Annotated in this window: 21 protein-coding genes and 3 pseudogenes; 5 read left to right on the top strand and 19 right to left on the bottom strand. The window is 67.6% G+C overall.

The genetic code is table 11. The annotated features are described in order from the left end of the window. Window positions 1-212 precede the first annotated feature (212 nt). Window positions 213-410: pseudogene (locus tag ACK59X_RS07580) on the bottom strand (TorF family putative porin); the annotation flags it as partial. Here ACK59X_RS07580 and ACK59X_RS07575 point away from each other — a divergent pair. Beyond that, a pseudogene (locus tag ACK59X_RS07575) lies at window positions 406-558 on the top strand (CorA family divalent cation transporter); the annotation flags it as partial. The pseudogenes ACK59X_RS07580 and ACK59X_RS07575 sit on opposite strands and share 5 nt — an antisense overlap. A gap of 51 nt (window positions 559-609) precedes the next feature. On the opposite strand, the gene ACK59X_RS07570 reads toward ACK59X_RS07575, so the two are convergent. Further along, a complete protein-coding gene (locus tag ACK59X_RS07570) occupies window positions 610-1,578 on the bottom strand; it encodes a tripartite tricarboxylate transporter substrate binding protein (RefSeq protein WP_409956277.1) in 969 nt (322 codons plus the stop codon). 117 nt (window positions 1,579-1,695) lie between these two features. After that, the gene (locus ACK59X_RS07565; RefSeq protein WP_409956276.1) at window positions 1,696-2,127 is read right to left on the bottom strand and encodes an Lrp/AsnC family transcriptional regulator; all 432 of its coding nucleotides are present in this window, start codon (window positions 2,125-2,127) and stop codon (window positions 1,696-1,698) included. Window positions 2,128-2,361: 234 nt separating this feature from the next. Between ACK59X_RS07565 and ACK59X_RS07560 the strand changes: the two are divergent. Beyond that, window positions 2,362-2,463, top strand: a pseudogene (locus ACK59X_RS07560) (arginine deiminase-related protein); the annotation flags it as partial. Window positions 2,464-2,470: 7 nt separating this feature from the next. On the opposite strand, the gene ACK59X_RS07555 reads toward ACK59X_RS07560, so the two are convergent. The 4 genes from ACK59X_RS07555 to uvrA all read right to left on the bottom strand — a co-directional run bounded on the left by ACK59X_RS07555 (window position 2,471) and on the right by uvrA (window position 10,479). Further along, window positions 2,471-2,815, bottom strand: a complete 345-nt coding sequence (locus ACK59X_RS07555) for a hypothetical protein (RefSeq protein WP_409956275.1) — start codon at window positions 2,813-2,815, stop codon at window positions 2,471-2,473. Between the two features lie 147 nt (window positions 2,816-2,962). Next, a complete protein-coding gene (locus tag ACK59X_RS07550; RefSeq protein WP_409956274.1) occupies window positions 2,963-3,463 on the bottom strand; it encodes a hypothetical protein in 501 nt (166 codons plus the stop codon). A 206-nt stretch (window positions 3,464-3,669) separates the two neighbouring features. Further along, the gene (locus ACK59X_RS07545; RefSeq protein WP_409956273.1) at window positions 3,670-4,380 is read right to left on the bottom strand and encodes a hypothetical protein; all 711 of its coding nucleotides are present in this window, start codon (window positions 4,378-4,380) and stop codon (window positions 3,670-3,672) included. Window positions 4,381-4,602: 222 nt separating this feature from the next. Continuing rightward, complete coding sequence (gene uvrA, locus ACK59X_RS07540) at window positions 4,603-10,479, bottom strand: excinuclease ABC subunit UvrA (RefSeq protein WP_409956272.1); 5,877 nt, start codon at window positions 10,477-10,479, stop codon at window positions 4,603-4,605. A 179-nt stretch (window positions 10,480-10,658) separates the two neighbouring features. Between uvrA and ACK59X_RS07535 the strand changes: the two genes are divergently transcribed. Continuing rightward, on the top strand, window positions 10,659-11,777 hold the full coding sequence (locus ACK59X_RS07535) for an ABC transporter substrate-binding protein (RefSeq protein ID WP_409956271.1): 1,119 nt from the start codon (window positions 10,659-10,661) through the stop codon (window positions 11,775-11,777). Between the two features lie 93 nt (window positions 11,778-11,870). Then, window positions 11,871-12,998: an ABC transporter substrate-binding protein gene (locus ACK59X_RS07530; RefSeq protein ID WP_409956270.1), complete on the top strand. Its 1,128-nt coding sequence runs from the start codon at window positions 11,871-11,873 to the stop codon at window positions 12,996-12,998. Window positions 12,999-13,096: 98 nt separating this feature from the next. Here ACK59X_RS07530 and ACK59X_RS07525 read toward each other — a convergent pair whose 3' ends face one another. From ACK59X_RS07525 to ACK59X_RS07470, 12 genes are all read right to left on the bottom strand, one after another. Further along, window positions 13,097-13,255 carry a hypothetical protein gene (locus ACK59X_RS07525; RefSeq protein ID WP_007858372.1) on the bottom strand — a complete coding sequence of 53 codons (159 nt, stop codon included), beginning with the start codon at window positions 13,253-13,255 and terminating at the stop codon, window positions 13,097-13,099. Window positions 13,256-13,405: 150 nt separating this feature from the next. Next, window positions 13,406-15,076: an MFS transporter gene (locus ACK59X_RS07520; RefSeq protein ID WP_409956269.1), complete on the bottom strand. Its 1,671-nt coding sequence runs from the start codon at window positions 15,074-15,076 to the stop codon at window positions 13,406-13,408. Window positions 15,077-15,323: 247 nt separating this feature from the next. Then, window positions 15,324-15,977, bottom strand: a complete 654-nt coding sequence (locus ACK59X_RS07515; RefSeq protein ID WP_409956268.1) for a 2-hydroxychromene-2-carboxylate isomerase — start codon at window positions 15,975-15,977, stop codon at window positions 15,324-15,326. Continuing rightward, window positions 15,974-16,237, bottom strand: coding sequence for a DUF1289 domain-containing protein (locus ACK59X_RS07510; protein WP_409956267.1), 264 nt, complete (start codon window positions 16,235-16,237; stop codon window positions 15,974-15,976). The genes ACK59X_RS07515 and ACK59X_RS07510 overlap by 4 nt, the downstream gene beginning before the upstream one ends. Beyond that, entirely contained in the window at window positions 16,234-16,749 is a 516-nt protein-coding gene (locus ACK59X_RS07505) for a YbaK/EbsC family protein (protein ID WP_409956278.1), read from the bottom strand. Before ACK59X_RS07505 ends, ACK59X_RS07510 begins: the two co-directional genes overlap by 4 nt. Window positions 16,750-16,835: 86 nt before the next feature. Continuing rightward, a complete protein-coding gene (locus ACK59X_RS07500) occupies window positions 16,836-17,750 on the bottom strand; it encodes a hydroxymethylglutaryl-CoA lyase (protein WP_409956266.1) in 915 nt (304 codons plus the stop codon). Between the two features lie 22 nt (window positions 17,751-17,772). Further along, entirely contained in the window at window positions 17,773-18,693 is a 921-nt protein-coding gene (locus ACK59X_RS07495; RefSeq protein ID WP_409956265.1) for a 2-hydroxyacid dehydrogenase, read from the bottom strand. Between the two features lie 45 nt (window positions 18,694-18,738). After that, complete coding sequence (locus tag ACK59X_RS07490; protein ID WP_409956264.1) at window positions 18,739-20,751, bottom strand: acetyl-CoA carboxylase biotin carboxylase subunit; 2,013 nt, start codon at window positions 20,749-20,751, stop codon at window positions 18,739-18,741. 121 nt (window positions 20,752-20,872) lie between these two features. Next, window positions 20,873-21,592: a DUF4126 domain-containing protein gene (locus ACK59X_RS07485; RefSeq protein WP_409956263.1), complete on the bottom strand. Its 720-nt coding sequence runs from the start codon at window positions 21,590-21,592 to the stop codon at window positions 20,873-20,875. A gap of 23 nt (window positions 21,593-21,615) precedes the next feature. Continuing rightward, a complete protein-coding gene (locus tag ACK59X_RS07480) occupies window positions 21,616-22,416 on the bottom strand; it encodes an enoyl-CoA hydratase/isomerase family protein (protein ID WP_409956262.1) in 801 nt (266 codons plus the stop codon). A 12-nt stretch (window positions 22,417-22,428) separates the two neighbouring features. Continuing rightward, entirely contained in the window at window positions 22,429-24,036 is a 1,608-nt protein-coding gene (locus ACK59X_RS07475) for a carboxyl transferase domain-containing protein (RefSeq protein WP_409956261.1), read from the bottom strand. 14 nt (window positions 24,037-24,050) lie between these two features. Next, the gene (locus ACK59X_RS07470) at window positions 24,051-25,778 is read right to left on the bottom strand and encodes an AMP-binding protein (RefSeq protein WP_409956260.1); all 1,728 of its coding nucleotides are present in this window, start codon (window positions 25,776-25,778) and stop codon (window positions 24,051-24,053) included. A gap of 137 nt (window positions 25,779-25,915) precedes the next feature. On the opposite strand from ACK59X_RS07470, the gene ACK59X_RS07465 reads away from it, so the two are divergent. Next, window positions 25,916-26,382: AraC family transcriptional regulator ligand-binding domain-containing protein (locus ACK59X_RS07465; protein ID WP_409956259.1), on the top strand; the 467-nt coding region annotated here is incomplete at its 3' end.

The following is a 26,382-nucleotide window of genomic DNA, read 5'->3' as shown; positions in this document are numbered from 1 at the left end:
GGCTATTGGCAAGCGCCGCAACGCCGCAGAACGCCCGAAAACCGAAGGTTTCGCCGAAGGCAAAAGGCACTTGCCCTTCGGGTTGGAGTGAAATCGGGCGATTGGACGCCCCGGCTGCTTGCATGGGCATGAGCCCATGCGGCGCACCCGAAGCATCCACTCATCCCGATTGCACTCCAACGCGGCTGCAAAAAGGCCTGGGGCAGGTTCTAGAAACCGGACCCGCCGAAGGCGTAGTCGAAGCCGCCCTGGATCGCGGGCTTGACAGCCCGGGCCTTGGAGGCGTCCTGGTCCTGGCCACGGAACTGGTAGTTGGTGGTCAGGGTCACGTTGCCGGTCAGCTGGGCACTCGCCAGCAAGGGGAAAGCGGTCAGCAGGGCGATGGCGAAAGGGGTGCGGGGAAATTTCATGGCGTGCACCTTCGCGGGCATCTGGGGCATGAACTTCGAGCACATGCCCGAGCTCAAGTGGCGCTATGGTTACGTGGCGGCCCTGGCCGCCATCGGCGCTGCGTGCGGCTTCCTGTACTACCGGTTCCGCAAGGCCGGCTGGCTCTGACCCTTTCTGCGCTAAGGGCGCAGAAAAGAGGCCGGAGCCACCGCCTTCGGGTCAGGAGGGCTTGGCCAGCCCCAGCTTCTCGACCAGTGCCTTCTCGCGCGCATAGGTGTCCTGCGCGAACTTCTGGTAGGCGGAGGTGCTCATGTACATGGGCACCATGTCGTAGCGCGCCAGGGCGGTCTTGTAGCTCTCCTGCTCCATGGCCTTCTTGAAAGCATCGTGCAGGCGCTTGACCACCGCATCGGGCGTGCCCTTGGGCGCGCCGATGCCGAAGGGCGAGTTCTGCACCAGGTTGAGCCCCAGTTCCTTCAGGGTAGGTGCATCGGGGAACTTGGCCAGGCGCTCCGCGCCCCAGGTGTTGAGCACGCGCAGCTTGCCGGCCTCGACCTGCGGGGCAAAGCCCGTGGAGTCGGCCGCGGCCATGATCTGCCCACCCAGGATGGACTGCATCAGGTCGGCACTGCCCTTGTAGGGCACGTGCAGCAGCTCCAGCCCCAGCTGTTGGGCGATGAGTTCCATGGTCAGGTGCGGGCTGGTCATGGTGCCGGTGGAGCCGTAGCTGAGCTTGCCGGGGTTGGCCTTGGCCCAGGCCACGAAGTGCGTCCAGGTCTTGAGCGGCGAATCGGCGGGCACCACCAGGCCAAAGGCATAGCCGGTCACGTTGAGCACGTAGGCGATGTCCTTGACCGGATCCCAGCTGATCTTGGTGGTGTAGGGCAGGCGGAACACGCCCAGCGGAATCTGCGCGACGGTGTAACCATCGGGCGGGGACGACTGCAGCTGCTGCGCAGGCAGCGTGCCGCCAGCGCCGGGCTTGTTCTCCACGATGACGGGCTGGCCCAGGATCTTGCCCGCGTTGTCGGCCAGCGAGCGCATGGTGATGTCGGTGGGCCCACCGGCTGGGAAGGCGATCACGAGCTTGATCGGCTTGTTCGGAATGCTCTGGGCTTGGGCCAGCAGGCTGGCCGGTGCGGCCACGGCGGCAGCACCCCACTGGATGATCTGGCGGCGACGTTGCATTGGGGATCCTTCAAAGACAAATATCCGCCCATTGGACTTCAGTACCGCCCCGCGCCACATGCAGGAAACTCCCTAGCCACTGTCGCGCATGAGGCACCTTCGTCCTACAAGGCGTGCTCAAGCCTTGTAGGTAGAGAGCAGGATGCTGGTCTCGGTGTTGGCGATGCCGGGCGTCAGGCGGATACGACCCAGCGCCATGTCGAAAGCCTCCAGGCTTTCGGCCCGCACCTCGGCCACGATGTCCCAACGGCCATTGGTGCTGTGCAGCGTGTCCACGGCCGGCTCGCCGCGCAGGGCGCGGATGACCTCGGGCGCGGCATTGCCCTCCACGGCAATGCTCATCCAGGCACGGATGCGCTGGGGCTCCGAATCGGGGCGCAGGCGCAGGGTGTAGCCGGTGATGACACCGCTTTCCTCCATCTTGCGCAGGCGGTTCTGCACCGTGCCGCGCGACACGCGCAGCTTCTGCGCGAGCAGGGCCACGGGGGTGCGCGCATCGGTGCGCAGGATGCCGATGATCTGGCGGTCGGTGTCGTCAAGGCTGCCCATGGTGAATCGGGTAGTTGGCAAATTGCCAATTTTCAGCGCATTTTGACCAGGCTGATGGCTTTTCTGTAGCGCGGACTTTTTCGAGAATGTCCAGGCCTCTTCTTCACTCCCGGCCCATCTCCATGCCCCAGCCCTCCGCCCCAGCCCCTGCCGCCGTCGTCATGGTGCGCCCGCACCGCTTTCACCCCAACCCCGAGACGGCAAGCGACAATGCCCTCCAGTCGCAAACAGCCCAGGCGCGCCAGCCTGCTCCCCCTGGCCGTTCCCACCATCGAGCTGGCAGGGGGAGCGGTCCGCTGCATGCTCGCGGGCATCCACCTGGCGCGCAGAGGCTGACGCGCCCTCAGCGCGGCGGGGCTTGTGCATCCAGCTGTGCATCGCACCCGACCCCGGCGGCAATCGAACGCCGCGCCCAGGCGCCGACGGCGCGCACCAGCCAGGGGTTGCGGATGCCGGTCACCCCGCCCGGGTCCACCACCATGCCGCACAGGTAGCGGCCCTCGCCATCGCTCCAACGCAAGGCGTTGCAGGCCCCCGTGCGCCGGCGCGACACAAGCACGCCCACCGGGCAGGGCTCGGCCAGGCAGCACAGTCCGCAGCCATTGCAAGGCGCGCCCAGCGCAGGCTTGGGCGGGGCCTCGGGGTGCAGCAACACCACCTGGTGCGACGAAGGGGAGGAAGGCGGCATGGGAATGGCAGGAAACCAGGCACTCCATTGTGAAGGGCGCCGCCCGAAAAAAGAGACCCCGTCCATCGGCTGGATGCACGGGGTCAAGGACCGGTTGGAGGGGACTCGCCGGCCGAGGGGGGAAACAAAAAGGGAGCGAAGGCGGCGTCAGCAGCCCAAAGGGCGGCCGGGGCGCATGGGGATCACGCCGCTGACCCGGAGGGTGTTGGGAGAGCCATCGGTGGCCGAGAGGGTCTTGCTGGTCAGGCGCACCTGGTTGCTGTCACGTGCGACCACCGTGTCCACCGTGTCGCCGTTGCTGTATTCCTTGCCGGCAAAGGTCACGAAAATCTGGTGCAGGCCCGTGGCATCCGGGCGGTAGCGCACATCGCCAAAGGCCGTTTCGCTCGAACCCACCTTGTTCGCGCCATCGAAGCGGAAGGTGCACAGCTCGGGCACGGAGCCGATGGGGTTCTTCTTGTCTACCTCGGTGAGGTTGAGCGCACCGTTGCCGTACACACCGTTGAGCCCGGGCAGGGTGGCATTCGTCACCGTGAGCACGCCGGGTTCGCTGCTGGGCGTGGGGTCGTCGTTGTTGCCCCCACCGCAGGCCACGAGCAGCGCGCTGGCGGCAGCAATGGCAGAACAGGTCTTGAGAAGGGAGTTCATGGCGTGCAGATTCTTTGTTGTGTGGAGGTCAGCGCATCGTAGGAGGGGGTTCCCGCCAGCGGCGTGCGCCAACACCCCTGCTGCACGTAGGATCCGCGCCTACAGGGGCCCCCACCCGCGTCGCCCGCAAAAAGAGAAGGCCCGCGCTCCAATGGAAGGCGGGCCAGGAACCGGCTGCGCAGGGCCTGCCTGCACCCGGCGGCAGGTCAGCAGTTGGCATTGCGGGTGGCGTGCAGGGGAATGATGGCTGTCAGCTTCAGGGTATTGGTGGAGCCGTCGGTAGCGCCCATGGTCTTGCTGGTGAAGCGCACCAAGTTGCCGCTGCGGTCAACCAGGGTGTCCACCGAGTCCAGGCTGGCGTACTCCTTGCCGTTGAAGGTCAGGAAGACGACATCCAGGCCCATGGCCGAGGGGCGGTAGGTGATCTTGCCAAAGGCGGTGGGAACGCCCTGGGCTCCTGCCGCAGGGGCCACGCCGGTAAGCGAGACCGGGGCCGTGATGTTGCCCACCACAGCGGCCTGCGTGGTGGAGGCGCCGACGATGGAAACGGGCGTGGTGTTCACGTCCACCACCGTATCGGTGGTCGCGGCAGCCGTGGCGGTAGCGTCCACCTTGTCGGCACCCATGAACTTGTAGGCGCAGGTAGCAGGCTTGTTGCCCATGGCTTCCTGGTAGTACACCTCGGTCAGCGTGAGTTGGCCGTTGCCATACACGCCGTTCAGGCTGGGGATGGTTGCATCCGTGACCGTCAGAACGCCGGGCTCGGTGCTGGGATCGGGATCGGCCGCCAGGGCGACTTCATTGGCGCTGGTGCTGCTGAAACTGCCGCTACCGCCGCCACCGCCACCACCGCCGCAGGCAGTGAGCAGTACCGATACGAGGGCCAGGGCAATCAGGGTTTTGGGATGTGAGGTCATGGCAGTGTGCGGGTTGGTTGAAGGGTGGATCAGGGCTTTCGGGCTTGGCGCCTTTTCGCCGTAACCCATGAAACGAAGAGTAGGTTTTTGCCCTTCTCCGCCGCGTGCGCCGAGTTCCGCGCCTTCCGTAGGACGTTTCCCAACCCCCTCGTGGGCTGCCTCGCCTGCCCCCTGTCCCCGCCCTGCCTGCCGTACAGAGCGGGCTTTCCTGTCCCCTGCCCTTCAGCGCGCCAGCACCGGCGCCAGCGCCACCCCGGTGTGCGTACCCAGCTTCACCACCTCTTCGGGCGGTGCAGCGGCCACGATGCGACCGCCTCCGTTGCCCCCCTCAGGCCCCAGGTCGATGATCCAGTCGGCCTCGGCGATCACGTCCAGGTCGTGCTCGATCACCACCACGCTGTGGCCGCCGTCGACCAGGCGGTGCAGCACGCGGATGAGCTTGTCCACATCGGCCATGTGCAGGCCCACGGTGGGCTCATCGAGCACATAGAGCGTGTGCGGCACCTTCTGGCCGCGGCGGCCCACCTCGTCGCGCACCTTGGTGAGTTCGGTCACGAGCTTGATGCGCTGCGCCTCGCCGCCCGAAAGGGTTGGTGAGGGCTGTCCCAGCGTGAGGTAGCCCAGGCCCACATCCTTGAGCAGCTGCAGCGGGTGCGCGATGGAGGGCATGGAGGCGAAGAAGTCCACGGCCTCGTCCACCTCCATCTGCAGCACGTCGCCGATGCTCTTGCCGCGCCAGGTCACGGCCAGCGTCTCGGGGTTGAAACGCGCGCCGTGGCAGGCCTCGCAAGGCACCTTCACGTCGGGCAGGAAGCTCAGGGCGAGGGTGCGGATGCCCTGGCCTTCACAGGTCGTGCAGCGGCCTTCACCGGTGTTGAAGCTGAAGCGCCCGGCCGCATAGCCGCGCGCCTTGGCTTCCAGCGTCTCGGCAAACAGCTTGCGGATGGTGTCCCAGAAGCCGATGTAGGTGGCGGGGCAGGAGCGCGGCGTCTTGCCGATGGGCGTCTGGTCCACTTCGAGCACGCGGTCGATGGACTCGAAGCCCGCCAGGCCCGTGCAGCCCACCAGCGGCGGCGCCTTGCCCGCGTCCATGGCATCGCGCCCGGCCTTGGTGGAGCGCTGCTGCACCCAGGCCTGCACGTTGTGCAGCAGCACGTCGCGCGCCAGCGTGGACTTGCCCGATCCGCTCACGCCCGTGACCGCCACCAGGCGGTGCAGCGGCACGGTGGCCGTCACGTCCTGCAGGTTGTGCAGGTGGGCGCCATACACGGTGAGCCAGCGCATGGCGGCGCGGGCCTTGGCTTCGGCCAGGGCCTCGGCGGTGAGTGCGGCAGCGGCGGCGGCTCGCTTCTTCACTGCGGCACTCTGGCGGCCCGCAGGGGCCGCTGCGGGCTCGGCCAGGGCCAGGTCCTCGGCACTGATTTCGCCCGGCTGCATGCTGCGGCGCAGCTGCAGCGGGTGCTTCATGGCGTGCAGCAGGTAGCGGCCGGTCTGCGAATCTTCCGTGGCAGTGAGGTCGGCCACGCTGCCCTGCGCCACCAGGCGGCCGCCGCGCTTGCCGGCGCTCGGACCGATGTCGATGATGTGGTCGGCACGGCGGATGGTGTCCTCGTCGTGCTCCACCACCACCAGGGTGTTGCCCTTGTCGCCCAGCTTGTGCAGGGCGTTGAGCAGAATCTGGTTGTCGCGCGCATGCAGGCCGATGGTGGGCTCGTCGAGCACGTAGCACACACCCTGCAGGTTGCTGCCCAGCTGCGCCGCCAGGCGGATGCGCTGGGCTTCGCCGCCCGAGAGCGTGGGCGCGCCACGGTCCAGCGTGAGGTAGCCCAGGCCCACCTCTTCGAGGAATTCGAGCCGGCTCTTGATCTCGGGCACCAGATCGCGCGCGATGTCGGCCTCGCGCGCCGTCATGCCGCCTTCAAGCTGCAGGGTCTCGACCCAGCGGCGCACGTCCGTGACCGAGAGGGCCGCGATGTCGGTGATGGCCACGCCCGCAAAGCGCACGGCGCGCGCCACGGGGTTCAGGCGCGTGCCCTGGCAGCTGGGGCAGGCGGTGTCGGCCAGGTCGTCGACCTCGGGCTCGGCAAAGGTCTGCTCGCGGCCCTTCTCGTTGTCGTCCTGCACGGAGTCGTCGAAGACCTTGCGCTGGTCCTTGGTGAGCTTGACGCCCGTGCCCACGCAGTCGGGGCACCAGCCATGCTTGCTGTTGTAGCTGAACAGGCGCGGGTCGAGTTCGGCATACGAAGTCGCACATACCGGGCAGGCGCGCTTGGTCGAAAAGGCCTGCAGCGTGCCAATGGCCGAGGTGGGCTTGCCGGCCAGCATGGCCTCGCGCAGGCCCCCAAGGCTGCTGAGCACATGCACCACGCCCTTGCCGTGGGTCAGCGCCTGGGCCAGGGATTCGCGCAGCAGCGCCTCGCCCTCGGGCGACACGTCGATGCTGGCCACGGGCAGCTCGATGGTGTGCTCCTTGAAGCGGTCGATGCGCGGGAAGCCCGTGGTCGGCAAAAAGTTGCCATCCACCCGCAGGTGCGTATAGCCGCGCGGGCGCGCCCAATCGGCCAGTTCGGTGTACACGCCCTTGCGGTTCATCACCAGCGGCGCGAGCAGGCCGATGTGCTGGCCACGGAAGTTGCGCAGGAGCTGCGCGGCAATGCTCTCGGGCGTCTGCGGCTGCACGGCGGCGCCTTCTTTCACGCAGTGCTGCGTGCCGAGCTTGACGTAGAGCAGGCGCAGGAAGTGCCAGACCTCGGTGGTCGTGCCCACGGTGGACTTGCGCCCGCCGCGCGACAGGCGCTGCTCGATGGCCACAGTGGGCGGTATGCCGTAGACGGCATCCACCTCGGGCCGGCCCGCAGGCTGCACGATGCTGCGCGCATAGGCGTTGAGCGATTCGAGGTAGCGGCGCTGCCCTTCGTTGAACAGAATGTCGAAGGCCAGCGTGGACTTGCCCGAACCGCTGACGCCGGTCACCACGTTGAAGCGGCCGCGCGGAATGTCCACGCTCAGGTTCTTGAGGTTGTGCTCCTTGGCGTTGACGATCTCGATGGCGTTCTTGGCCACATCGGCCTGGCCGGCGTGCGCCAGGCGCTGCTTGCGGCGCAGGGTGGCCGCCTTTTCGTGCACCGAATGGCCGCCCTCGCCCAGCGCCAGCTCATAGTCGCGCAGCGCCTGGCCGGTGTGCGAGGTGGCGTGCTGGCGCACGTCCTCGGGCGTGCCTTCGGCCACCACCAGGCCGCCGCCATCGCCGCCTTCGGGGCCCAGATCGATGAGCCAGTCGCTGGCGCGGATCACGTCCAGGTTGTGTTCGATCACGATCAGCGAATGCCCCGCATCGATGAGCTTGCGCAACGCGCGCATGAGCTTGGCGATGTCGTCGAAGTGCAGGCCCGTGGTAGGTTCATCGAACAGGAACAGCGTGCCCTTGCGCGCCACGGACTGGCGCGACTTGGCCGCCGTGCGCGCGGCCTCGGCCAGAAAGCCCGCGAGCTTGAGGCGCTGCGCCTCGCCACCCGAGAGCGTGGGCACGGGCTGGCCCAGGGCCACGTACTCGAGCCCCACGTCCACGATGGGCTGCAGCGCACGGATCACGTCGCGGTCGCTGGCGAACAGGTCGGCCGCCTCGGCCACCGTGAGGGCCAGCACGTCGGCCACGTTGAGCATGCGGCCGCCGCGCTCGATGGTGATCTCCAGGATCTCGGGGCGGTAGCGCTTGCCGTCGCAGTCGGGGCAGCGCAGGTACACGTCGGACAGGAACTGCATCTCCACATGCTCGAAGCCCGAGCCGCCGCAGGTCGGGCAGCGCCCGTCGCCGCTGTTGAAGCTGAACTTGGCCGCGGTGTAGCTGCGCTGCTTGGCCAGCGGTGCCACGGCGAAGAGTTCGCGGATGCTGTCCCACGCGCCCACATAGCTCACCGGGTTGGAGCGCGCCGTCTTGCCGATCGGCGACTGGTCCACGAACACTACGTCCGACAAGTGGTCGGCGCCCAGCATGCGGTCGTGCAGGCCCGGCGAATCCGTGGCCTTGCCGAAGTGGCGCAGCAGCGCGGGGGCCAGCACGTCCTGGATCAGGCTCGACTTGCCCGAGCCGCTGACCCCGGTCACAGTCACCAGGCGCTGCAGCGGGAACTCCACCGACACGTCCTTGAGGTTGTGCTCGCGCGCGCCTTCGAGGACCAGGCGCGGCGTGGCCTCGGTCACCATGCGCTTGAAGCCGAAGCCCACGTGCTTGCGCCCGCTGAGGTAGGCGCCGGTCAACGTGTCGGCATGGCGCAGGTCGGCCGTGGTGCCATCGAACACGATCTGCCCGCCCAGGCGACCAGGGCCAGGGCCCATGTCGATCATGCGGTCGGCCGCCAGCATCACGGCCGGGTCGTGCTCCACCACCACCAGGGTGTTGCCCGCATCGCGCAGGCGCAGCATGGCCTCGGTGATGCGGTGCATGTCGCGCGGGTGCAGGCCGATGCTGGGCTCGTCGAGCACGAACAGGGTGTTCACCAGCGAGGTGCCCAGCGCCGTGGTCAGGTTGATGCGCTGCACCTCGCCGCCGCTCAGGGTGCGGCTCTGCCGGTCCAGCGTGAGGTAGCCGATGCCCACGTCGCACAGGTATTTCAGGCGCGTGGTGATCTCCTCGAACAGCAGCTTCAGGGCCTGGGTTTCACCCCCATTGCCCTGGGCGCCCTCGGCCACGAAGTCCATGCGGTCGAAAAAGCGCCGCAGCCGGTCGATGGGCAGCAGCATCAGGTCGTGCAGGCACAGGCCGGGCAAGGCCTCGAGCTGGGCGCGGCTCCACTGCACGCCTTCGGGCATGAAGCGCTGGCCGGGTTCGAGCACCGCGTCGGCCGCGTCCTTGCTGCCGATGCGCCACTGCAGGCTCTCGGTCTTGAGGCGTGCGCCGGCACAGGTGGGGCACGGCGTGTAGCTGCGGTACTTGGACAGCAGCACGCGGATGTGCATCTTGTAGGCCTTGCTCTCCAGGTACTCGAAAAAGCGCTTGATGCCGTACCACTGCTTGCTCCACTGCCCCTCCTTGTAGCCGGGAGCGCCGCCGATGACCCATTTCTTCTGGTCCTCGGTGAGCTTGTTCCAGGGCGTGTCGCGCGGGATGCCGGCGGTTTCGGCATGGCGCATGAGGTCGTCCTGCGCCTCCTTCCAGGCCGGGGTCTGGATGGTCTTGATCGCGCCGGCGCGCAGGGTCAGCTTGTCGTTGGGGATCACCAGGCCGTAGTCCACCCCGATCACGCGGCCAAAGCCCCGGCAGGTCTCGCAGGCGCCCACGGCGGAGTTGAACGAGAACATCGAGGGGATGGGCTCGCTGTAGCGCAGGTCGCTGTCCGGGCAGTGCAGGCCGGTGGAAAAGCGCCACAGCTCGGGTTCGGCCTCAGGCGCATCGCCCAGGCGGTAGACGTTGAGCCGGCCGGTGCCGCGCTTCAGGGCCACCTCGATGGCCTCGATCACGCGCGCCTTCTCGGCATTGCCCAGGCGGAAGCGGTCGGCCACCACGTCCAGCAGCTTGCGCGGGCCGGTGGGCGTGGCCACCTCGCGCTCGGCCTGCACCTTGGTGAAGCCGCTGGCCGACAGCCACTGCTCGATCTGCTCGGCCGAGGTGTTGGCGGGCAGCTCCACGGGGAAGGTGAGCACGATGCGCGGATCACCGCCCGCGGCGCAGCGGCGCTGCAGCTCGGCGTAGATGGTCTCAGGGCTGTCGTGGCGCACCGGCTGGGCGGTCTCGCGGTCGAACAGTTGGCCGGCGCGCGCGAACAGCAGCTTCAGGTGGTCGTTGAGCTCGGTCATCGTGCCCACGGTGGAGCGCGAGCTGCGCACCGGGTTGGTCTGGTCGATGGCGATGGCCGGCGGCACGCCCTCGACCTTGTCCACGGCCGGCTTGTCCATTCGGTCCAGGAACTGGCGCGCATAGGCGCTGAAGGTCTCCACGTAGCGGCGCTGGCCTTCGGCATACAGCGTGTCGAACACCAGGCTGGACTTGCCCGAGCCGCTGGGGCCCGTGACCACCGTGAGTTCCCCGGTGCGGATGTCCAGATCCAGGTTCTTGAGGTTGTGCTGGCGTGCGCCGCGGATACGGATCAGTCCCTGGGTCATGGAAGCAGTCTTTCGAGGTGAGGCGGGACATTCTAGGCACCGCCACCCACCTCGTCTGGCCACGCCTCAATAGCCCCTGAAAGCGCCCTGCTGACAAGTCCTGTCACCGCGTCGGGTTATGCCGGTTCGCAAAGAAGGAACATCTGTTTAGAGTAACCAGATAATTCAAGGAGACAACCATGAACAGCACATGGAAACAATGGGGGACTGCGGCCGCCCTGGCGGCTGCACTGTGCGGCACGGGCCATGCCCAGATCCTGATCGGGCAGACGGCAGGCTACTCGGGCCAGGTGGCCGCCGGCGTGAAGGAGACTTCGGATGGCGCCAAGCTGTTCATCGATGCCGTCAATGCCAAGGGAGGCGTCAACGGCCAGAAGATCGAACTCATCTCCATGGACGACAAATTCGACCCCAAGCTGGCGGGCGAGAACGCACGCGTGCTGATCGAGGACAAGAACGTGCTGGCCATGTTTCTCACGCGTGGCACACCCCATACCGAAGCCATGATTCCGCTGCTGGACAAGCACGGCGTGGCCCTGGTGGGCCCCTCGACGGGGGCCATGGTGCTGCACCAGCCGGTGCGCAAGAACATCTTCAACGTGCGTGCCACCTACCAGCGCGAAGCCGAAAAGGCCATGACCCACCTGGCCTCCATGGGCATCACCCGCATCGCGGTGATGTATGCGGACGACAGCTTCGGCGCCGATGGCGTGGCGGGCGCCCAGAAGGGCCTGGCCGCCAGCAAGCTGACCGCGGTGGTGCTGGAAAAGTTCGACCGCGCCAAGCCCGACTTTGCGCCCATCGCCGCCAAGGTCGCCAAGGCCCAGGCGCAGGCCGTGCTGATGGTCGCCTCGGGCTCGGCCGTGGTGGATGCCGGCAACGCACTGCGTGCCGCGGGCTCGGGCGCGCAGATCGTGACCTTGTCCAACAACGCCTCGGGCGGCTTCATCAAGAGCCTGGGCGCCAATGCGCGCGGCGTGATCGTGACCCAGGTCTACCCCAATGAGCGTGCCGTGACCTACGGCATGGTCAAGGAGGCGCAAGAACTGGCCAAGGCCAAGGGCGTGGCCGAGATCAGCCCCGCCATGCTCGAAGGCTTTGCCGCCGCCAAGGTGCTGGTCGAAGGCCTGCGGCGCGCCGGCCCCAAGCCCACGCGCGAGAAGATCCAGGTGGCGCTGGAGGGCATCAAGAAGTTCGACCTGGGCGGGCTGGAGCTGAGCTACGGCCCCGACGACCACACGGGCCTGGACTTCGCCGACCTGTCCATCGTCGGCACCGACGGCAAATTCCGCCGGTAAACACGTCTACAGGGGTGGCGCCCATCGCCCATTTCTGGCTACCATTTGTCACACCTTCGCCCCACACTGCCAACCACCTTCGACAGGGTCCGCATGAAGCACGTTGCCGCCATCCACTCCCTCACCGCCAGTGCCGCCCTCGTCCTACTGGCCATAGGTGGCGCCGTGCAGGCGCAGATCCTGATCGGCCAGACGGTGGGCGTGACCGGATCGGCCGCCGCCACGGTGCAGGAGTCCATGAAGGGCGCATCGCTCTACATCGACCACATCAATGCGCGCGGAGGCGTTGGCGGGCAGAAGGTCGAAGTCATCACGCTCGATGACAAGTTCGACCCCAAGCTCACGCTGGAGAACACGCGCACCCTGATCGAGCAGAAGGGCGTGATCGGCCTGTTCATGACGCGCGGCACGCCCCACACCCAGGGCATCGTGCCGGTGCTGGAGCAGCATGGCGTGGCCCTGGTGGGGCCATCGACCGGCGCCATGGTGCTGCACAAGCCGGTGCTGAAATACGTGTTCAACGTGCGCGCCACCTACCAGCGCGAGGTGGAAAAGGCCATCACCCACCTCAACACCCTGGGCATCAAGCAGATCGGCGTGGTGCACGTGGACGACACCTTCGGCGCCGACGGCCTGGCGGGCGCGCAATCCGGCTTCAAGGCGAACAACATCGACGCCCTGTTCGTCGAGAAGTTCGACCGCGCCAAGCCCGACTACTCCGCCATCGCCCCGCGCGTGGCGCAAAAGCAGCCGCAGGCGGTGATCTTCATCGGCACCGGCGCGGCCGTGGTCGATGGCATCAAGGCGCTGCGCGCCGCGGGCGTCACCGGGCAGATCGTGACCCTGTCCAACAACGCCTCGGGCGGATTCGTCAAGGCCCTGGGCGACAGCGCACGCGGCGTGGTGGTGACACAGGTCTTCCCCTCCGAGCGCTCGCTGAACTATGCGCTCATCAAGGAAGCCATGGACCTGGCCAAGGCCGGGGGTGTCGCCGACCTCACGCCCGCCATGGTTGAAGGCTTCGTGAGTGCCAAGGTGCTGGTCGAAGGCCTCAAACGCGCCGGCCCCAAGCCCGACCGCGCCAAGCTGCATGCGGGCCTGGAAGGCATCCGCAACTGGGACATGGGCGGCCTGACGCTGTCCTTCAGCGCCACCGACCACTCGGGCCTGGATTTCTCGGACCTCTCCATCATCGGCACCGACGGGCGATTCAAGCGGTAGCCCCCTGAGGCGCTAGGCGAGTCCGGGCGGACGCCGCCCCCGCGCCGGGGCGGCCCTTGCACGGCGGCGCTAGGGGCACACCTCTTCGACAGTCGGGGTCAATGCGCTGCGCTGGCGCCCGAAGCGGGTGCGGCGGGCACATGCAGGGAATCGCCGCCGTGCTGCTCGCCGCCCATGTCCACCTTGTCACCTGCCTTCATGATGACGAACAGCGACAGGGCCGCGAACAGTACGAATCCGACAACGATCTTCCACATGGCTCATATCTCCTGAATTTTTGGGGGTGATTGATTGCTTGCTTGTTCAACAAAGAGGCCTCGCAGCTCCGCATGGCGCTGCGAGGCCTCTTTCTGGAACACAGTGCCCACCCCGGGGGAGGCGGGCACTGGTCGCAGTTGCCGTGATCGTCAGTCGTTGGCGTAGATGTCCACGTCCTTGGTCTCGCGGATGAAGAGCGTGCCGATCACCAGGGTCATGCCCGCGATGATGATGGGGTACCACAGGCCGTTGTACATGTTGCCGGTCTGGGCCACGATGGCGAAGGCCGTGGTCGGCAGCAGGCCGCCGAACCAGCCGTTGCCGATGTGGTAGGGCAGGCTCATCGAGGTGTAGCGGATGCGGGTCGGGAACATTTCCACCAGCATGGCGGCAATGGGGCCGTACACCATGGTCACCAGCAGCACCAGCCAGAACAGCAGCACCACGGTCAGGACCTTGTTGGTCTTGGCGGGGTCGGCCTTGGCGGGGTAGCCGGCGACCTTCAGGTCTTCGGACACTTCCTTCTTGAAGGCGGCAATGGCCTTGGCAGACGCTTCGTCGAACTTGAGGTTCACCACATTGCCGGTGGGGGCCTCGACCGTCTTGTTGCCGATCTTGACCACGGCGGGCGAGCCTGCGGGGCCGGCCACGTTGTCGTAGCTCACCGAGTTCTGCACCAGGTAGCGCTTGGCGATGTCGCAGGAGGTACGGAAGTCGATCTCACGCGCCACCGGATTGCCCTGGAAGGAGCACGACGCCGGGTCGGCCGTCACCACCACGCCGGCCGTGGCCTGGGCCTTTGCCAGGTCGGGGTTGGCGGCTTCGGTCAGCGCCTTGAACACGGGGAAGTAGGTCACCACGGCCAGCAGGCAGCCGGCCATGATGATGGGCTTGCGGCCGACCTTGTCCGAAAGGACACCGAACACCACGAAGAAGGGCGTACCCAGCAGCAGGGCGGCGGCGATCAGCAGGTTGGCGGTGGTGTTGTCCACCTTGAGCTGCTGCGTCAGGAAGAACAGCGCATAGAACTGGCCCGAGTACCAGACCACGGCCTGGCCGGCGGTCAGGCCGATCAGCGCCAGGATCACGATCTTCAGGTTCTTCCACTGGCCGAAGGACTCGGACAGGGGCGACTTGGAGGTCTTGCCCTCGGCCTTCATCTTCTGGAAGGCCGGCGATTCGGACAGCGACAGGCGGATCCACACCGAGATGCCCAGCAGCAGGATGGACACCAGGAACGGAATGCGCCAGCCCCAGTCCTGGAACACGGCCTCGCCCAGGCTCAGGCGCACGCCCAGGATCACCAGCAGGCTCAGGAACAGGCCCAGCGTGGCCGTGGTCTGGATCCAGGAGGTGTAGGCACCGCGCTTGCCGTGCGGGGCATGCTCGGCCACGTAGGTGGCGGCACCGCCGTACTCACCGCCGAGCGCAAGGCCCTGCAGCATGCGCAGGGCGATCAGGATGATGGGCGCCGCCACGCCGATGGTGGCGTAGCTGGGCAGCAGGCCGACGATGAAGGTCGCCAGGCCCATGATCAGGATGGTGACCAGAAAGGTGTACTTGCGTCCGATCATGTCGCCCAGGCGGCCGAACACGATGGCACCGAAAGGCCGCACCAGGAAGCCCGCGGCAAACGCCAGCAGCGCGAAGATGAAGGCCGCGCCCGCATCCAGACCGCTGAAGAACTGCTTGGCAATGATGGCTGCCAGCGAGCCGTACAGATAAAAGTCGTACCACTCGAAAACGGTACCGAGCGACGAAGCGAAGATGACCTTCTTTTCTTCGGCGGTCATCGGCCGCGGTGCGGGATGGGTTGCCATGGTTTGTCTCCTGTGTGATGTGTCAGACCGCCCTCTGGTGCGGCTGCCCACATTCTTGGAGATGGCACTGACCACGCTCTGACGCGAAACCAACACGGCCTTTCACCAAACTGACCGCGCTCTGACAACTTAGGGTGAAACCCTTGCGATCGCTTTCAGGATGCGGGAAGGTCGCTGCGGAGGGCAGTATTTACCCCAGCAGGCGGGCGGGCGCGTTGTCAGGAAGCCACCAGCCACCGCACCGCCATCAGCCCTTGGCTGCGAGGCCAGATGGCACAGCGCTTACCCCATCCCAGCCAGGCCCATCGAACCAGGCATCGCCATCGAGGTAGGCGCGCAGCATGGGCAGGCCGTCGAGCCCCCAGAACAACTTGCCATCCACCTCGAAGGCGGGCACGCCGAACACGCCCGCCGCCTGCGCGGCCTCGGTGTTGGCGCGCAGCAGCGCCTTGGGACCTTCGCTGGCAATGTCCTGGCCGGGGCGCTGCTGCTCGGCCAGTGCCACTGCCAGGGCGGCCATGCGCCCGGCATCGAGCGCATCCTCGCCGCCCTGCCAGACATGGCGCAGCACGGTGCCGGCCACGTAGCGGTTGATGTGGCCATCATCGCTGCAGGCCAGCGCCTGGCGCAGCAGCGGCAGCGGGTTGAAGGGGTGGCGCGCCGGCATCTGCAGGCCGATGCCGTGGGCCTGGCCGAGCCAGGTCACATGGCGGTAGGTCCAGTCGCGCTTGGGCGCGATGCCGGCGGGGCCCGGGTTGGCATGCTGGGCCAGCAGGGCACCCAGCAGCACAGGCTTGTAGGCCACGCTGTAGCTCAGCCCTTCTAGCACCTCGGGCAGGCGCTCGAAGGCCAGCCAGGCATAGGGTGAGATGAAGTCCAGGTAGAAGGTGATGCGTTTCATGGCGATGCCTCGGGGTGGACGATGATGCCTGCGCGCTGCAGCAGCTGCGCCCAGATGGCGCGGCGCACGGCGCTGTCAGCGCTGCTCCAGACGCGGATGTCGTCTAGCGTGCGAAAGCAGCCCTCGCAGTGGCTGCGGTTGGCCGACATGCGGCACACCGAGATGCAGGGCGAGGGCACGGGCTCGGCGCTGCAGGCATCGAAGTGCCCGGCCGCACCGATCTGGCGCGCACGTTCGGCCAGCAGCTCGACCGGGTTCATGCGGCAGCAGGCGGTGCAGGCTCCTGCACCACGTCCACCACGGGCGCGCCGGTCAGGCGCGCAAGGTCGTTCGGGTGCAGGGGGAACACGCTGTGCGGGTGCCCGGCCGCGGCCCAGACCACGTCGAAGCGCATGAGGTCGCGGTCGATCAGCGTGACCGGCGGCGTGGCATGCGCCAGCGGCGACACGCCGCCGATGGAAAAGCCGGTGCGCGCCTTGACGAACTCGGCATCGGCGCGGCCGACCTTGCCCACATGGGCCTCGACCTTCTTCTCGTCCACGCGCCGGTCGCCCGAGGTCACCACGAGCACGGCCACGTCGTCGCTCTTGCGCCGGAAGATGATGCTCTTGGCCACCTGGCCTACGAGGATGCCCAGCGCATCGGCCGCCTGCTGCGCGGTGCGCGCCGCATCATCGAGCATCTGCGGCATGTGGGGATGGCCCTGCGCCTGCAGCGCCGCTGCCACCCGTTGCACGCCTTCCGGCAAGTTCTTCAGTTCCGCTCCGCACATATCCAAGGTTCCCGCACTGGTCATGGTGGGGCGGCACCGTGCCGCCCGCTGTTCCCACCATTGTCGGGCCTTCCGGGCCCTGGCATTCAGCCAGCGCGCTTGGTTAGGAGGGCATTGGCCGCGCGCGAATTGGGCTTGCGGACCAGAAAATCGCTGATGTAGGCCCCTGCATCGATGAGCTTGTCGAGGTCGATGCCCGTGTCGATGCCCATGCCGTGCAGCATGTAGACCACGTCCTCGGTGGCCACGTTGCCCGTGGCGCCCTTCGCGTACGGGCAGCCGCCCAGCCCCGCGACCGAGGTGTCGTACTGCCACACGCCCATCTCCAGCGTGGCCAGGGTGTTGGCCAGGGCCTGGCCATAGGTATCGTGGAAGTGGCCGGACACATCGTCGATGCCGTAGTGCTGCAAGGTGGCCTCCATGGCACGCTGCACCTTGCGCGGCGTACCCACGCCGATGGTGTCGGCCACGCCCACGTGCTGCACGCCGATGCCCTTCATCAGCCCGGCCAGGTAGGCCACGCGCTCGGGCGCGATCTCGCCCTCGTAGGGGCAACCCACGGTGCAGCTCATGGCCCCGCGCACATGGATGCCGGCCGCGCGCGCGGCCTCCACCACCGGGGCGAAACGCTCGATGCTCTCGGCAATGGAGCAGTTGATGTTCTTCTGGCTGAAGGCTTCGCTGGCCGAGCCGAAGACCACGATCTCGTCGGGCCGGTCGATCACCGCGGCCTCATAGCCCTTGAGGTTGGGTGTGAGCACCGAGTAGACGATGCCTGCCTGGCGCGCAATGCCTTCCATGACCTCGTGGTTGTCCGCCATCTGCGGCACCCACTTGGGCGAGACATAGCTCGTGACCTCGATGTTCTTCAACCCCGCGTCCTGCAGGCGGTGCACCAGGCCGATCTTGACCTCGGCGGGCACGGGGGATTTCTCGTTCTGCAGGCCGTCGCGCGGGCCCACATCAACCAGCTTGACTCGGGAAGGGATGCTGCTGCTCATGGGGAATGTCTCCGAAAGAATCTCAATATCCGCGTATGGGGTCCACAATGCCCGCCACCGCCTCGCCACGCTGCAGCGCGAGCATCTTGCGTGCGATCTGTGCAATGCTCTCCTCCCGCAGCGTGCGCGCCGAGGTGTGCGGCGTGGCCACGATGCGCGGGTGGTTCCAGAAGGGATGGCCCGCTGGCAGGGGTTCCTTGCGGAACACGTCCAGCGTGGCGCCGGCCACATGGCCGCTGGCTATCAGGGCCAGCAGGTCTTCTTCCACCAGGTGGGCCCCGCGCGCCACGTTGACCACATAGGCGCCCGGTTGCAAGCGCGAAAGACTTTCGCGGTTCATGATGTCCTGGGTATCCGGCGTCAGCGGCAGCAGGTTGACCAGCACGCGGCTCGCGCCCAGGAAATCGTGGAACCCCTGGGTACCGCTGAACCCGCGCACACCGTCGAGGGCCTTGGGCGAACGGCTCCAGCCGTTGACCGGAAAGTCGAACTGCGTGAGCGCCCGCGCCACCCGTTCGCCAAGCACGCCCAGCCCCATCACGCCGACCGGGAACTCGCTGCGCAGGCGCGGCTTGCGGTAGCCCCAGCGGCCGGCCTGCATGTCCGCTTCGTAGGCATCGAACTCGCGGAAGTGGCGGATCACGGCATGGCACACGTACTCGGCCATCTGCACGGCCATGCCCGCATCGTCCAGGCGCACCACGCGCATGCCGGGCGGCAGGCGCAGCATGAGCAGCGCATCCACGCCCGCACCGATGTTGAACAGCGCCTGGAGCGCCGGTTGCTCGTCCACAAACTGCTGGGGCGGCGCCCAGACGACGGCATAGTCGGCCTGGGGCGCGCCTGGCTGCCAGACGGCAATGGTGGCCTCGGGCAAAGCGGTCTGCAGGCCCTGGAGCCAGGGCTCGGCCTTGGTATCGGTACAGCAAAAAGTGATGTTCATAGCCTGCAAGCGTACCGCGCCCTGGCAACCCACGTCCGCGTGCGGTTACGCCGCCGCAGCGGCCAGCTTGAGCAGCTCGGCCCCTTCGGTCACCTGGTCGCCCGGCGCATAGAGCAGTTCCTGCACCACGCCATCGGCGGGCGCGGCAATCGTGTGCTCCATCTTCATGGCCTCCATCACGGCCAGGGCTTGGCCCTTGGCGACCTTGTCGCCGGCCTTGACCGCGAAGGACACCACCTTGCCCGGCATGGGGGCCGTGAGGCGCCCTCCCTCGGCCGCCGCTTCGCCCGCATGGGCCAGCAGGTCGATGGCCACGATCTGCGTGGCCCCTGCGGGCGTGAACACATGGTCCATCTCGCCCTGGGCGTAGACGCTGGCGCGCGTGCGCTGGCCGGCGAACTGCAGGTCCATGGCATCGCCCACTGCAGTGAACACCAGCGGGCCGGCGACGCGGGCATCGCCCTCGCCCACGGCCAGATCCAGGCTGCCGCCGCGGCCATAGGTCAGCCAGGCCTTGACATGCTCACCGCCGAACTCGAACTCGAAGCGGCGCTGCACCAGGCCGTGCGAGTGGAAGCCGTCTCGGCGGCTGAACGGGTCGGCACCTTGCTCGGCGCGCTCGTGCAGCAGGGTCTGTGCCACGGCACTCGCAGCCGCCAGGGGCAGGCCCACGTCTTCCCGCTTGAACAGCACGGCCTGCTCGCGCGGTATCAGCGCCGTGTCGAGCTGCGCCTTGGCGAACGAATCCGTGCGCGCCACGCGGCGCAGGAACTGCACATTGGTGGCCAGCCCCACGATATGGGTCTGGGCCAGGGCTTCGTCGAGCCGTGCCAGGGCCTGCTCGCGCGTATCGCCATGCACGATGAGCTTGGCCACCATGGAGTCGTAGAAGGGGCTGATGGCATCGCCCTGGCGCACGCCCGAGTCCACGCGCACCGTGCCACGCTCGAAAGCCACATGGGCGGGCAGCCCGTACACATGCAGCGCGCCCGTGGCGGGCAGGAAGTTGTTGTCGGGGTTCTCGGCGCAGATGCGCGCCTCGATGGCATGGCCGGTGATGCGCAACTGGTCCTGCGCCAGCGGCAGCGGCTCGCCCGATGCCACGCGCAGCTGCCACTCCACCAGGTCCTGGCCGGTGATGGCCTCGGTCACGGGGTGTTCCACCTGCAGGCGGGTGTTCATCTCCATGAAGAAGAAGTTCATGCTGCCGTCGGCCCGCTGCTCGACGATGAACTCCACCGTGCCGGCGCCCACATAGTTCACGGCACGCGCTGCGGCCACGGCGGCGTTGCCCATCTGCTGGCGCATGGCCTCGGTCATGCCCGGGGCCGGCGCTTCTTCCAGCACCTTCTGGTGGCGGCGCTGCACCGAGCAGTCGCGCTCGAACAGGTAGACGTAGTTGCCCTGGGTATCGCCGAACACCTGGATCTCGATGTGGCGCGGGCGCTGCACGTACTTTTCGATCAGCACCGCATCGTCGCCGAAGCTGTTGATGGCCTCGCGCTGGCACGAGGCCAGGGCGTCGGCGAACTCGGCCGCCGACTCCACGGCGCGCATGCCCTTGCCGCCGCCACCCGCGCTGGCCTTGATGAGCACGGGGTAGCCGATGCGGTCGGCCTCGCGCTGCAGCAGGACCGGGTCCTGGTCGGCGCCGTGGTAGCCGGGCACCAGGGGCACGCCGGCCTTCTCCATGAGCTGCTTGGACTCGGCCTTGAGCCCCATGGCCTGGATGGCCGAGGGTGGCGGGCCGATGAACACCAGCCCCGCATCGGCGCAGGCCTGGGCGAATTCCTCGTTCTCGCTCAGAAAGCCATAGCCAGGGTGCACGGCCTGCGCGCCCGTGGCCTTGGCCGCGTCGATGATGCGCTGCCATTGCAGGTAGCTTTCCTTGGGCGCACTACCGCCGATGTGCACGGCCTCATCGCACACGGCCACATGCTTGGCGCCCGCATCGGCGTCCGAGTACACCGCCACGGTCTTCACCCCCATGCGGCGGGCAGTGGCAGCGACCCGGCAGGCGATCTCGCCGCGGTTGGCGATCAGGATCTTTTTAAACATGGCGCACTCCTGCGGCGAGATCGCCTGCGCACGCTGCGCGTGCCACGCAATTTGCAGAAACATCCGCTGCGCGGCTGCTTTCACCGCGATTGGCAATCAGAATCTTGTTAAACATAGGGTTTCAAACCGCCTTCGCGGGAGCCGAAAAAAGAGAAGACACACGCCGCAGCACGGCGCGCAGAAACTTGAAGAGCACCACCAGCAACAGCGCGGAGACCAGCAACACCACTGCCAAGGTGATGCCGAAGGCCACCGGGTACTGGGTGGCCAGCCAGACCATGCCCACCACCAGCCCGTCCTCCAGGAAGGACAGGCCCCAGTTCGAGAACGGCTCGGGCGAGGTGTTGGCCGCGGCGCGCGCCGTCATCTTGGTGGCCAGCGAGGTGGCCGCAAGCGAGCCGCCCATCAGCCCGCCGACCAGCCCCATGGTGGCGCTATCGGCACCAAACACCCCGGCGGCCAACAGCGCGCCCGCAGGTACGCGGATGAAGGCATGCACGGCATCCCACAGGCTGTCGAACCAGGGCACCTTGTCGGCAAAGAACTCCACCACCAGCATGCAGCCGCTGACCGCCAGCACCATCGGGCTTTGCAGCACCGCCAGGCCCGGGGGCAACGGCATCCAGCCGGCCCAGCCCATGGCGCCGACCATGAACACCACGGCATACAGGCGCACGCCGCTGGCCCAGCCCAGGGCGGCGGCCAGTGCCAGCAGACCGGGCATGTCGAGCTGCTGGGTGGCACGGGCCACGCCGCCAGCCACGTCGCGGGCCGTGCCGGCATCGACGTGCAGGCCGATGGTGTGAAGCCACTGAACGATGCTGAGCCAGAGTGCGTCCATGGGGAGTCCTGTGGGTAGTAGGGTCAGCCCGCCAGCCAGGCCGGCTTGCGCTTTTGCAAAAAGGACTGCACGCCTTCGCGGCCTTCCTCGCTGGCGCGGATGTCGGCGATGCCCTGCACCGTGGCGTCGATCAGGCCGGCGTCGATCTCGCGCTCGGCCACGTCGATCACCAGCTTCTTACAGGCACGCACGGCCGCGGGGCTGGCGCTGGTGAGCGCCTTGAGCAGCTCGGCCACCTTGGCATCCAATGCCACGAAGGCCGGGTCGGCCGCCACCACCTCGTGCACGAAGCCGATGCGCAAGGCCTCGGCGGCCGAGAAGCGCTCGGCGGTGAGAAAGTAGCGGTGCGCCGCGCGCGCACCCATGGCGCGGATCACATAGGGGCTGATGGTCGCGGGGATCAGGCCCAGCTTGACCTCGCTCAGGCAGAAGCCCGCCGTGTCCACCGCCACCGCCATGTCGCAGGCGGCCACCAGGCCCACGCCGCCCGCATACACATCGCCCTGCACGCGCGCGATGGTGGGTTTGGGGCACTCGTAGATCACGCGCAGCATCTCGGCGAGCTTGCCGGCATCGGCCACGTTCTCGTCGCGCGTGTAGTCGGCCATGCGGCGCATCCAGTTGAGGTTGGCGCCCGCACAGAAGGCCGGGCCCTCGGCCGCCAGGACCACGGCGCGCACATCGGTGCGCGCGCCCACATCGTTGAAGGCGGCGGTGATCTCGGCGATGACCTCGTCGCTGAAGGCGTTGCGGATCTCGGGCTGCGTGAGCGTGATGCGCGCCACCGCGCCGTCATAGCTGATGGAGAGATTGTTCGTTGCCATAGCGACCGGTCCTTACATCCGAAAGAGGCCGAACTTGGTGTCTTCGATGGGCGCGTTGCGCGTGGCCGCCAGGCCCAGCGCCAGCACGCGGCGCGTATCGGCCGGGTCGATCACGCCATCGTCCCACAGGCGCGCGGTGGCGTAGTAGGGGTGGCCCTGGTCTTCGTACTGCCGGCGGATGGGGGCCTTGAAGGCTTCTTCCTCGTCGGCGCTCCACTGGCCGCCCTTGCCCTCGATGCCATCGCGCTTGACGGTGGCGAGCACGCCGGCCGCCTGCTCCCCGCCCATGACGCTGATGCGCGCATTGGGCCACATCCACAGGAAGCGCGGGCTGTAGGCACGGCCACACATGCCGTAATTGCCGGCGCCGAAGCTGCCGCCGATGATGATGGTGAACTTGGGCACGCTGGCCGTGGCCACGGCCGTGACCATCTTGGCGCCATTGCGCGCAATGCCCTCGTTCTCGTACTTGCGGCCGACCATGAAGCCGGTGATGTTCTGCAGGAAGACCAGCGGGATCTTGCGCTGGCAGCACAGCTCGATGAAGTGCGCGCCCTTCAGGGCCGACTCGCTGAACAGGATGCCGTTGTTGGCGATGATGCCCACGGCCATGCCCTCGATGCGCGCAAAGCCCGTGACCAGCGTGGTGCCGTAGCGCGCCTTGAACTCGTCGAACTCGCTGCCGTCCACGCTGCGCGCGATGATCTCGCGCACGTCGAAGGGCTTGCGCGGGTCCACCGGGATCACCCCGTAGAGCTCTTCACCCGCGAACTTCGGCGGCAGCGGCACGCTGTCGGCCGGCGATGCGGCCTTGGCCTTGTTGAGGTTGCGCACCGCATTGCGCGCCAGCTGCAGGGCATGCAGGTCGTTCTGCGCCAGGTGGTCGGCCACGCCCGACAGGCGGGTGTGCACGTCGCCGCCGCCCAGATCCTCGGCCGTGACGACCTCGCCCGTGGCGGCCTTCACCAGCGGCGGGCCGCCCAGGAAGATGGTGCCCTGGTTCTTGACGATGATGGACTCGTCGCTCATGGCCGGCACGTAGGCGCCGCCAGCGGTGCACGAACCCATGACGACGGCGATTTGCGGGATACCCTGGGCTGACATGTTGGCCTGGTTGAAGAAGATGCGGCCGAAGTGGTCGCGATCCGGGAAGACCTCGTCCTGGTTGGGCAGGTTGGCGCCGCCCGAGTCCACCAGGTAGATGCAGGTCAGGTGGTTCTGCTGCGCGACTTCCTGCGCGCGCAGGTGCTTCTTCACGGTCAGCGGGTAGTAGGTGCCGCCCTTCACCGTGGCGTCGTTGCACACGACCATGCAGTCCACGCCGCTCACGCGGCCGATGCCGGCGATCAGACCGGCGCTGGGTGCGTCGTTGTTGTACATGTTGAGCGCGGCCAGGGGCGCCAGCTCCAGGAAGGGCGTGCCCGGGTCCAGCAGCATCTGCACGCGCTCGCGCGGCAGCAGCTTGCCGCGCGCCGTGTGCTTGGCGCGCGCAGCCTCGCCGCCGCCCTGGGCCACCTTGTCGAGGTGGCTGTGCAGGTCATCGACCAGGGTGCGCATGGCGGCCGCGTTGGCCAGGAAGTCGGCCGAACGGGGGTTCAATTGGGTGTCTAGGATGGTCATGCAGCGGATCTCTTTCAAGCAGTCTTTTCTTCGGCCAGGCCCAGCTGGTCCTTCATCTCGTCGCGGATCCTGAACTTCTGGATCTTGCCGGTCACCGTCATCGGGAAACCCGTGACGAAGCGGATGTAGCGCGGCACCTTGTAGTGGGCGATCTGGCCCTTGCAGAAGGCGCGCACGGCCTCCTCGGTCAGCTGCTGGCCGGGCTTGGCCACGATCCAGGCGCACAGCTCCTCGCCGTATTTGGCATCGGGCACGCCCACCACCTGCACGTCCTGTACCTGCGGGTGGCGGTAAAGGAATTCCTCGATCTCGCGCGGGTAGATGTTCTCGCCGCCGCGGATCACCATGTCCTTGATGCGGCCGACGATGTTCACGTAGCCCTCGGCGTCCATGGTGGCCAGGTCGCCGGTGTGCATCCAGCCGTCGGCGTCGATGGCCTCGCGGGTCTTGGCCTCGTCGCCCCAGTAGCCGTGCATGACCGAGTAGCCGCGCGTGCAGAACTCGCCGCGCTCACCCACGGGCACGGTCTCGCCGGGCTCGGGGTTGACAATCTTCACGTCCAGGTGCGGCTGCACCTGGCCGACGGTGGAGACACGCTTGGCCAAGGGCGTGCCGGTGCTGCTCTGGCAGCTCACGGGGCTGGTCTCGGTCATGCCGTAGGCGATGGTGATCTCGGACAGGTGCATCTGCTCGACCACGCGCTTCATCACCTCGGTGGGACAGGGCGAGCCGGCCATGATGCCGGTGCGCAAGGTGGACAGGTCGAACTCGGCAAAACGCGGGTGGTCCAGCTCGGCGATGAACATGGTGGGCACGCCGTGCAGGCCGGTGCAGCGCTCGTCCTGCACGGTCTGCAGCACCGTGAGCGGGTCGAACCCGTCGTTGGGGTAGACGATGGTGGCACCATGTGTGATGCAGGCCAGGTTGCCCAGCACCATGCCGAAGCAGTGGTACAGCGGCACGGGGATGCACAGCCGGTCTTCGGGCGTGAGGCGCATGCACTCGCCGATGAAGAAGCCGTTGTTCAGGATGTTGCGGTGCGTGAGCGTGGCGCCCTTGGGGAAGCCCGTGGTGCCGCTCGTGAACTGGATGTTGATGGGGTCGGTGGCCTTGAGCCCCGCGGCCACCTCGGCCACGCGCGCATCGGCCGCATTGCCGCGCGCCAGCAGGTCCGAAAAGCGCAGCAGGCCCGGCTCGTCAGCGCCCTGGCCGGGCTCGTCGATCCACACCACGGTCTGTAGGTGCGGCAGTTTCAGCGCGCCCAGGCGACCCGGCTCCTGGCGCTGCCACTCGGGCGCCAGCTCGCGCAGCATGCCCAGGTAGTCGCTGGTCTTGAAGCGCGCCATGCTCACCAGCAGCCGGCAGCCCACCTTGTTCAGCGCGTACTCCACCTCCGAGGTGCGGTAGGCCGGGTTGATGTTGACCAGCACCAGGCCCACCTGCGCCGTGGCCAGTTGCATCAGCACCCACTCGGCATTGTTGTGCGACCAGATGCCCACGCGGTCGCCGGGTACCAGGCCCAGGCCCAGCAGGGCACTGGCCAGGCGGCGCGCCTCGGCCTGCAGGCTGCGGTAGGTGTAGCGGCGGCCCTGGTGCACGCTGACCAGCGCCTCGCGCTCGGGCTGGCGCGCCACCATGGCGTCGAAGAAGTCGCCCAGGGTCTGCTCGATCAGGGGCACGTCGGTCGCGCCGACGGCCAGGCTGGTGGTCAGCGGGGCGGTGGAAGGCAGGGCTGCACCCATGGTCTTGTCTCCTTGCGTGTCGCGCTCCCGCTCAAGTGAGTGAATGGCGGGACGGTATGCAAGCATAGGAGCCTGCCACGGCCCCTGCTTGACACAAAGGTTGCAAATCGTGCCACACCTCGGGCACACTGGCACCCGTGAAATCCCCCGCCCTTGCGGCCCCCGAGGGCTTGCCCGCCCCCAAAGCCGCGCCAGCCGCCACCCCCATCGCCTTCGTGCAGGCGATTGCACTCGCTTACAGGCGCCGCGGCATGAACCCCGCCTGGGCCCTGGCCCAGGCACAGAGTGCGCCCGGCCTGCTGTTCGACGAGGGTGCCCGCATCACCGCCTGGCAGATGGAGGAGATCTCGGGCGCGGCCATGCGCGAGCTCGACGACGAGGCCCTGGGCTGGTTCGGCCGGCGCCTGCCCTGGGGCAGCTACGGCATGCTGGCGCGCGCCTCCATCAGCTCGCCCGACCTGGGGGTGGCGCTCAAGCGCTGGTGCCGCCACCACGGGCTGCTGGCCGACGACATCACGCTGCACCTCACCCAGGCCGACAGCACGGCCACGCTGGCCATTGTGGAGAACCGCGACCTGGGCTCGCTGCGCGAGTTCTGCCTGGT

The sequence above is a fragment of the Acidovorax sp. genome (assembly GCF_046339755.1).
In the GTDB taxonomy this organism is placed as follows: domain Bacteria; phylum Pseudomonadota; class Gammaproteobacteria; order Burkholderiales; family Burkholderiaceae_C; genus Acidovorax.
The sequence above is the reverse complement of the archived record's forward strand: the minus strand, read 5'-3'. Positions and strand labels throughout refer to the sequence as shown.